This window comes from Pseudovibrio sp. POLY-S9 (assembly GCF_001431305.1).
Lineage (GTDB): Bacteria > Pseudomonadota > Alphaproteobacteria > Rhizobiales > Stappiaceae > Pseudovibrio.
This window is the reverse complement of the sequence record NZ_LCWX01000260.1, coordinates 93,609-100,326: the sequence shown is the minus strand read 5'-3', so window position 1 is coordinate 100,326 and position 6,718 is coordinate 93,609. Positions and strand designations below refer to the sequence as shown.

The window sequence follows — 6,718 nt, the reverse complement described above, 5'->3', positions numbered from 1 at the left end:
TCAGCTTCTTCCTGCGTCAGACCTGCCGTACCAATCTCAGGCTGAGAGAAGACTGCGGTCGGGATCATAGAGTGATCGACATGCCACTCGTTGCCACCATAGGTGCTGTCTGCAAAGGCATGGCCTTCACGGATCGCAACTGGCGTCAAGTTGGCACGGTTGGTGACATCGCCCACAGCAAAGATACTTAGCACAGAGCTCTGGCTCTGCGGAGTAACGACAATTGCACCTGCTTTGTCGAGTTCAACGCCAGCTTCTTCAAGACCGAGGCCTGCTGTGTTCGGGCGGCGACCGATCGCATAAAGCACCTGATCGGCTTCAATCACTTCGCCGGCGTGGGTGGTCACTGTCAGACCGCCCTCATGCTTCTCAATGGATGCAATGGTGGACTTGGTTTTGACGGTGATACCTTTTTCTACCATCTGCTCATGCAGACCGGTACGCACGTCCATATCGAAACCACGCAGGATTTCTTCACCGCGATACAAAAGCGTGGTCTCAGATCCCATGCCGTTGAAGATGCCAGCGAACTCGACGGCGATGTAACCGCCACCGACAACGATTGTTCGCTTCGGGAACTCGGAGAGGTGGAACGCCTCATTGGATGTGATCGTATGTTCGCAGCCGACAAGACCTGCATCAACGTTCGGCGTTGCGCCAACAGCGACAAGGATACGTTCAGCTGTAATGACTTGATCAGTTGACAGCAAGCGAACGGTGTTCGGCCCCTCAATCACAGCGCGGCTGTCGTGCAGTTCAACGCCGGACTTATCCAGGTTGCGGCGATAAATGCCTTCCAGACGGGTGATTTCCTTGTCTTTATTCTCGACAAGCTTATCAAAGTCGAAGGTTGGCGTGCCGTTCAGGCTCCAGCCATACCCGTCCGCATTTGCGAATTCCTCGGTGAATTTAGATGCATAAACAAAGAGTTTTTTGGGAACACAGCCACGGATAACGCAGGTCCCGCCGTAGCGAAATTCTTCAGCAATACCGACACGGGCGCCATGGGTTGCTGCGATACGCGCTGCACGTACGCCGCCAGAACCGGCCCCAATAACAAAGAGATCGTAGTCGAAATTAGTCATTACAGCCCACTTTCGTTTGCAATAAACCTTATGCAACGACGTTTCGTTACGCTCTAAGGTCTTGTCTTATAAAAACGTAGGCTCAGATTTGGGCCAGATACGCCCAAATTTCAAGGGGCGTATCTGATCTAACTGTTCATTTTGGATTGCGATTTCGTGATCGCTTATTGAGCAGCCATTTCAGCAAGTTTCTTCCGTGAAATTGCAACCATATCGGTGCTGACTGCATCACTCCACTGCTTTGCAGCACCGATCGTCAATGCAGACAGTGTACCCGACAAGTCAGCAAGACGCTTACCGGTGTCGGAGTTGTAGAAGGTTGCGATTTCATTGAGCTGCTCTTCAGAGAAGCGACGAGCCCAAACTTCGTAGATCACACGATCCAGCTCCTGACGGCGCGGGATAAGTTCAACAGCAGCCTCATTCACAGCGATGTCGATCTCAGCGCTCATTGCCGGATTGGAACGAATAAACAGGGTACGAGTGCGCTCCGCAACATCTGGAAGGATGTTGTCGAAGTTCTCGATAGATTTTGTTGCACGAACAGCCGCTTTTGCAGCTTCGATGTGGCTTTCAGAAATGGAATTGTCCTGAGCCATAACCGGGCTGGAAATCAGCACACCAGCAACGACCAGTGATGCAACACCTGCAATTGCTGCAGACTTGAACTTAGCGAGCATAAAATGGCTCCCCTATATTTTAATCAGCTGTCCTAAAATGACTGTCGGGACAGCTTAAGGTTCCAAGACACGAATTTCATCAGTACCGGCAACATAGGCCCGTACTGCCATATCAATAAACAACCCGTGCTCAACGACACCTGGAATAACCTCCAGGCGTTTTGCCAGTAACTTCGGATTGCTGATTGCCTGTAGGTGGCAATCAAGAATGTAGTTGCCGTTATCAGTTACAAGTGGCTTTTCCCCTGCCATACGCAGGATCATCTCACCTTGCAGCCCCTCAGCGTCCAAGCTGTTTTGCATCATCTGGCGAGTGGCCTCAAGCCCGAACGGAACAACCTCCACGGGAAGCGGGAACTTTCCGAGGGTATCAACAATTTTGCTCTCATCAGCAATCACAAGCATGCTTCCGGAAGCAGCTGCAATAATTTTTTCACGAAGCAGCGCTGCGCCGCCGCCTTTGATAAGGTTCAGCTGCGGATCAATTTCGTCCGCCCCATCAATAACCAGATCCAACACTGGCGTTTCATCCAGTGTGGTCAACGGCACTCCAAGCTCGTCGCAAAGAGCTTGGGAATAAGATGAGGCTGGCACGCCGATGATCTCAAAGCCATCCTTCACCATCTCTGCCAGAAGGCGGATCAGTTCATTGACTGTTGATCCAGAACCTATCCCCAACTTCATGCCGGGCTTAACTTCCTTGAGTGCTGCAGCTGCGGCCTGCGCCTTCAAACTCATTGCCATCTGACTAATTTCTCTTCCCCGGACCCAAAGCTTGTTCGGAAACGTTCACAGACAAGAACAATTCTGCCTAGTTATTGCGCTTGGGTCTACTGTGACATAACTCCTGCTGATTACCATGAGGTGTGTGTCCCGCCAAGCAGCAATCCACCCAACACACTATAGGTTTTCCTCGCAAATTGACTTCACGGTGAATTTCGGTAGTGTGGCGCGGATTTTCTCAACAGAAACGAGCTTAAGTATGACAACACCAGTTCTGGTTTTCGACCTAGACGGTACTCTCCTGGAGACCATGGGAGACCTCACAGCGTCGATGAATCATGTTTTGGTAGAAGCCGGGTTTGAAGCCATTGAGCCTGAACGGGTCAGGAAAATGGTCGGCGCTGGCGTGAAAGTGCTGATGAGCCGTGGGCTCGAGGCAAGCAAGATTGAAGTGACAGATGAAGTTCTGGAACCATTGCTTGCTAAGTTTATTCGCTACTACGAGACTCATATTGCAGATAAGACCCATGCTTTTCCGCAGGCGCTGGAAACAGTTGCACGGCTGCGGGATGCTGGTTGGAAAACAGCTATCTGCACAAACAAACTGGAAAAACTGGCTAAACCGCTGGTTCGTGCCATGGATATGGAACACCTGTTTGACGCTGTTGTAGGCGGAGACACTTTCTCCAAGAACAAGCCGGATGCGATGCCAGTCTTTGGTGCAATCGACATTGCCGGTGGCTCCCGCGCAGGCTCCATTTTCATTGGCGATTCCAAGGCTGACATCAGCGCTGCACGTAACGCTGGCCTGCCCGTGATCGCTGTGGATTTCGGTTACACAGACATTCCTGTCCGCGAACTGGGGCCTGATGTGGTGATTTCTCACTACAATCAGCTGGAAGCGGCAGTCAAAGAGTTGAGTGCTGAGAACGCACCGACCTAACTCTCTGATATAGATACAAGATACTCTGCCGCCCCTGTTTGCTCAGTGGGCGGCAGTTTTGTTTACAGCCGCAAATCCGTCTCAATTCCCCCACGTAAATCCCATCAATAAATCACTGCTTGGTTCGATTTTTCGCTCAATGCAGTCACATTCCCCTGCGAAACATTCAGTCAATCGGAAAGCTCTGTTTTCCAGTAAATGAACATCAACACGGGAACACTGCGCCACATCAGGTGCAGGTCAATGGCTGCATGGTTAAAGCTTCACTCGTTTCGCTGTTTGCGATCATTCTGGCTAGTGCGCTTGCGCAACTGGCGAGCTCTGCTTTGCTAACAAGCTTGCCGCTTCAGATCGCCAGCATTGGCGGCTCTGCCTCTCAAGCTGGCCTTGTGGCAGGGGCTTACTCTCTTGGCTTCATGGTTGGATGTATGCGTGGTGTACGCATGATCAACCGGATCGGACACATCAGGGCCTTTGTTGGCGCTGCTGGTTTGACAGCTCTTCTTGTTTTGCTTTTCAAGAATACAGAGAGCATCATTTTCTGGACTGTACTCCGGTTCTTCATGGGGGCGGCATTTGCGGTTTTGTTTGCCACAGCTGATGCATGGCTGAATGAGTCTATCAAAGACGAAGTTCGTGGGCGTATTTTATCTGTGAACTCCATTGTGATTGGCGCAATGGCCATTCTCTCACAGATTTTCGTTGCCAAATTCACCGAGGTTCCATCGCAAATGCTGGAACTGCTCAGTGCTGTACTGCTTGCAGCTGTTGTATTGCTCTGCATGACCCGCTCTGTGCCACCACGCACATACAAAGCCAAGCGCATTAAGTTCAAAGAGATTTGGGCTCAGTCTCCTGTGGCTGTGCTGGGTGCTTTTGCTTCTGGTGCTATTGTCACCAGTCTTTTGACCATTGTGCCCTACTCCCTGTCCAAGGCCGGGGTTGGGGGCAGCACCACAGCTCTTATGATTGCGATGATCTATATTGGTCGCCTGATGTTCCAATGGCCGTTTGGCTCTCTTGCTGACCGCATGGACCGCAGATGGCTCATTCTTGGCTCTTCGGCACTGATCACCGTCATCATGGTTACCTTCCTGATTGCTGACCCGTTCACTGGCTGGAACTCTGGCTTCCTGCGTAATTATCATCTGCTGAGCATGTTGGGTCTGGTGCTGGTTGTTCTTGGAGGTCTCTCCTTCCCGCTGCAATCCATCTGCGTGGCACACGCATTTGAACGGAAGCCGGAGAGCAGTGTTGCGTTGTCGACCTATCTGCTTTTCATCTGGGCTGCAGGCAGTGTTGCAGGTCCAACACTCATCAGTATCCTTGCACCAGTGCTTGGTTCCAAGACGCCTGACCTCATTTTGATTGGTCTTAGCGGTTCGCTTGCTCTGTTCACCGCCTATCGGCTTTATGTGGCGAAGCTGTTCTTTGTTCGTCGTTCGTCACGCAAACAACTCCTAAGTGTGAGCAACATGCCTTATGCAAGTTATCACCAAGCTCAACCCTCTGAAAAATATAAGTAATGCGAAGTCATTGGTGTCAACAGGACCGCCTCCTGCGATATATTTGGAATTCTTTTGGGAAAAGTTTCTTCAGGGGCTTGCGAGAACCCGTCAAAGGCCCTAAACACCTCCTCACGCCACACGGCGTACCACCCTGCGGGGGCGATTAGCTCAGTTGGTAGAGCGCTTCGTTTACACCGAAGATGTCGGGAGTTCGAGTCTCTCATCGCCCACCATTCCTTCTTATGAAGGCTTTCAGTCTCCCGATTATTCGCGGAGGCTTTTTTATTTTCTTCCATTATTTTCCTTGTACATACACTCCGCCTCCCCATATTGCCCCAGAGGGTTTAGAAACATGTTGTGCCTTGGCGTTTTCGTGGTGTACATCACAACTCTTTGTTTTGAAGCAGAAATTCTTTGAAAGTCTGAAACGGTTTTTCTAAGATGGGCTTCTCAAATTTGGGCAGTTTTAAAGATCAGGACCACGTCTATGAACCGGATATTTTTGTTTATCGGCAAGACTTTTGCAGCGTCTGTGATGCTGTTCTTTTTCGTGGTTGTTTTCCAAACCGTGATGTATGGCGGCCCGGCGCGTGATGTTGCAGCCTTTATCTCGGGCGCAGGCGGCGTTTCTTACACTTCTTTTGTCGCGATCCGAAATCGGAACGCCTGATTAACCTATTCGATCCGTATTAAGAAAGGGAGCCGAAGCCCCCCTTCTCTGTCCTTCTTATATTTTCAGATCTTCGCCTGTGCCGAAGTTGTCGGCGACATAATCCAGATCCTTATCACCACGCCCCGACAGATTGACGAGGATTGTCTCTCCCGGACACTCCTTGGCGAGCTTCATCGCATATGCGACTGCGTGAGAGCTTTCCAGTGCAGGAATGATCCCCTCATAACGCGAGAGTGCCCAGAAGGCTTGCAGGGTCTCATCATCGGTCGCTGAGCTGTAGTGCACCTTACCGATATCATGCAGGTAGGAGTGCTCAGGTCCGACACCTGGGTAATCCAAACCAGAGGCAATTGAATGCACTGGCGCAGGGTTGCCTGCTTCATCTTCCAGAACACGGCACTTGAAGCCATGGAGCATACCCGGCTTGCCGAACGTCATGGTTGCTGCATGCTGCCCAAGCTCAGGCCCTTTGCCCATTGGCTCGACACCGTGCAACTTGACTGACTTATCCTGAATGAAGCCAGAGAAGAGGCCCATTGCGTTTGAGCCGCCACCAACACATGCCACAGCATGGTCTGGCAGATTGCCGGTCATCTCGGTGAACTGCTCACGGGCCTCGATGCCTACGATCTGCTGGAAGTCACGTACCATACGCGGGAATGGGTGCGGGCCTACCACAGAGCCGATTGCGAACAGCGCCTCATCGGCCTGCTCCAGATAGGATGTGAACGCAGAGTCCACTGCCTCTTTCAGCGTGCGACCGCCGAAACCAACCGGTACGAGCTTTGCACCCAATAACTGCATGCGGACGACATTTGGATGCTCTTTCTCGATGTCCACTTCACCCATGTGAATTTCGCAGTCTAGCTCAAAGTAAGCTGCAGCTGTTGCTAAGGCCACGCCGTGCTGGCCTGCCCCGGTTTCTGCAATGAGCTTCTTCTTGCCCATATGTTTTGCCAGAAGTGCTTCTGCCATGCAGTGATTGAGTTTGTGGGCGCCGGAGTGGTTCAGGTCTTCCCGCTTTAAGTAAATGTTCGCGCCTGAGCCAATCCGGTTGGACAGGTTGCGTGCATGCGAGATGGGGGTTGGGCGGCCCTGAAAGTGCT

General features: G+C 51.5%; 7 protein-coding genes and 1 tRNA gene. 4 read left to right on the top strand and 4 right to left on the bottom strand.

The window, feature by feature from the left end; all coding sequences use genetic code 11:
- The 3 genes from PPL9_RS29500 to rpiA form a co-directional block, all read right to left on the bottom strand.
- A partial coding sequence (locus tag PPL9_RS29500) for an FAD-dependent oxidoreductase (protein WP_244273504.1) occupies positions 1-1,085 on the bottom strand: 1,085 nt, incomplete at its 3' end.
- A gap of 164 nt (positions 1,086-1,249) precedes the next feature.
- Positions 1,250-1,765, bottom strand: a complete 516-nt coding sequence (locus PPL9_RS29495; protein ID WP_057466051.1) for a DUF2059 domain-containing protein — start codon at positions 1,763-1,765, stop codon at positions 1,250-1,252.
- Between the two features lie 54 nt (positions 1,766-1,819).
- Entirely contained in the window at positions 1,820-2,509 is a 690-nt protein-coding gene (gene rpiA, locus PPL9_RS29490) for a ribose-5-phosphate isomerase RpiA (RefSeq protein ID WP_057466050.1), read from the bottom strand.
- Positions 2,510-2,747: 238 nt separating this feature from the next.
- Here rpiA and PPL9_RS29485 point away from each other — a divergent pair, with 238 nt between their 5' ends.
- From PPL9_RS29485 to PPL9_RS29470, 4 genes are all read left to right on the top strand, one after another.
- Positions 2,748-3,431 (top strand): HAD-IA family hydrolase, encoded by a 684-nt coding sequence (locus PPL9_RS29485; RefSeq protein ID WP_082597173.1) that lies wholly within the window; start codon positions 2,748-2,750, stop codon positions 3,429-3,431.
- Between the two features lie 251 nt (positions 3,432-3,682).
- Positions 3,683-4,957 (top strand): MFS transporter, encoded by a 1,275-nt coding sequence (locus PPL9_RS29480; RefSeq protein ID WP_057466049.1) that lies wholly within the window; start codon positions 3,683-3,685, stop codon positions 4,955-4,957.
- A 139-nt stretch (positions 4,958-5,096) separates the two neighbouring features.
- Positions 5,097-5,172: transfer RNA gene (locus PPL9_RS29475), tRNA-Val, on the top strand.
- Between the two features lie 254 nt (positions 5,173-5,426).
- The gene (locus tag PPL9_RS29470; RefSeq protein WP_057466048.1) at positions 5,427-5,609 is read left to right on the top strand and encodes a hypothetical protein; all 183 of its coding nucleotides are present in this window, start codon (positions 5,427-5,429) and stop codon (positions 5,607-5,609) included.
- 57 nt (positions 5,610-5,666) lie between these two features.
- Here PPL9_RS29470 and trpB read toward each other — a convergent pair.
- The coding region (gene trpB, locus PPL9_RS29465) for a tryptophan synthase subunit beta (RefSeq protein WP_082597172.1) at positions 5,667-6,718 on the bottom strand (1,052 nt) is incomplete at its 5' end.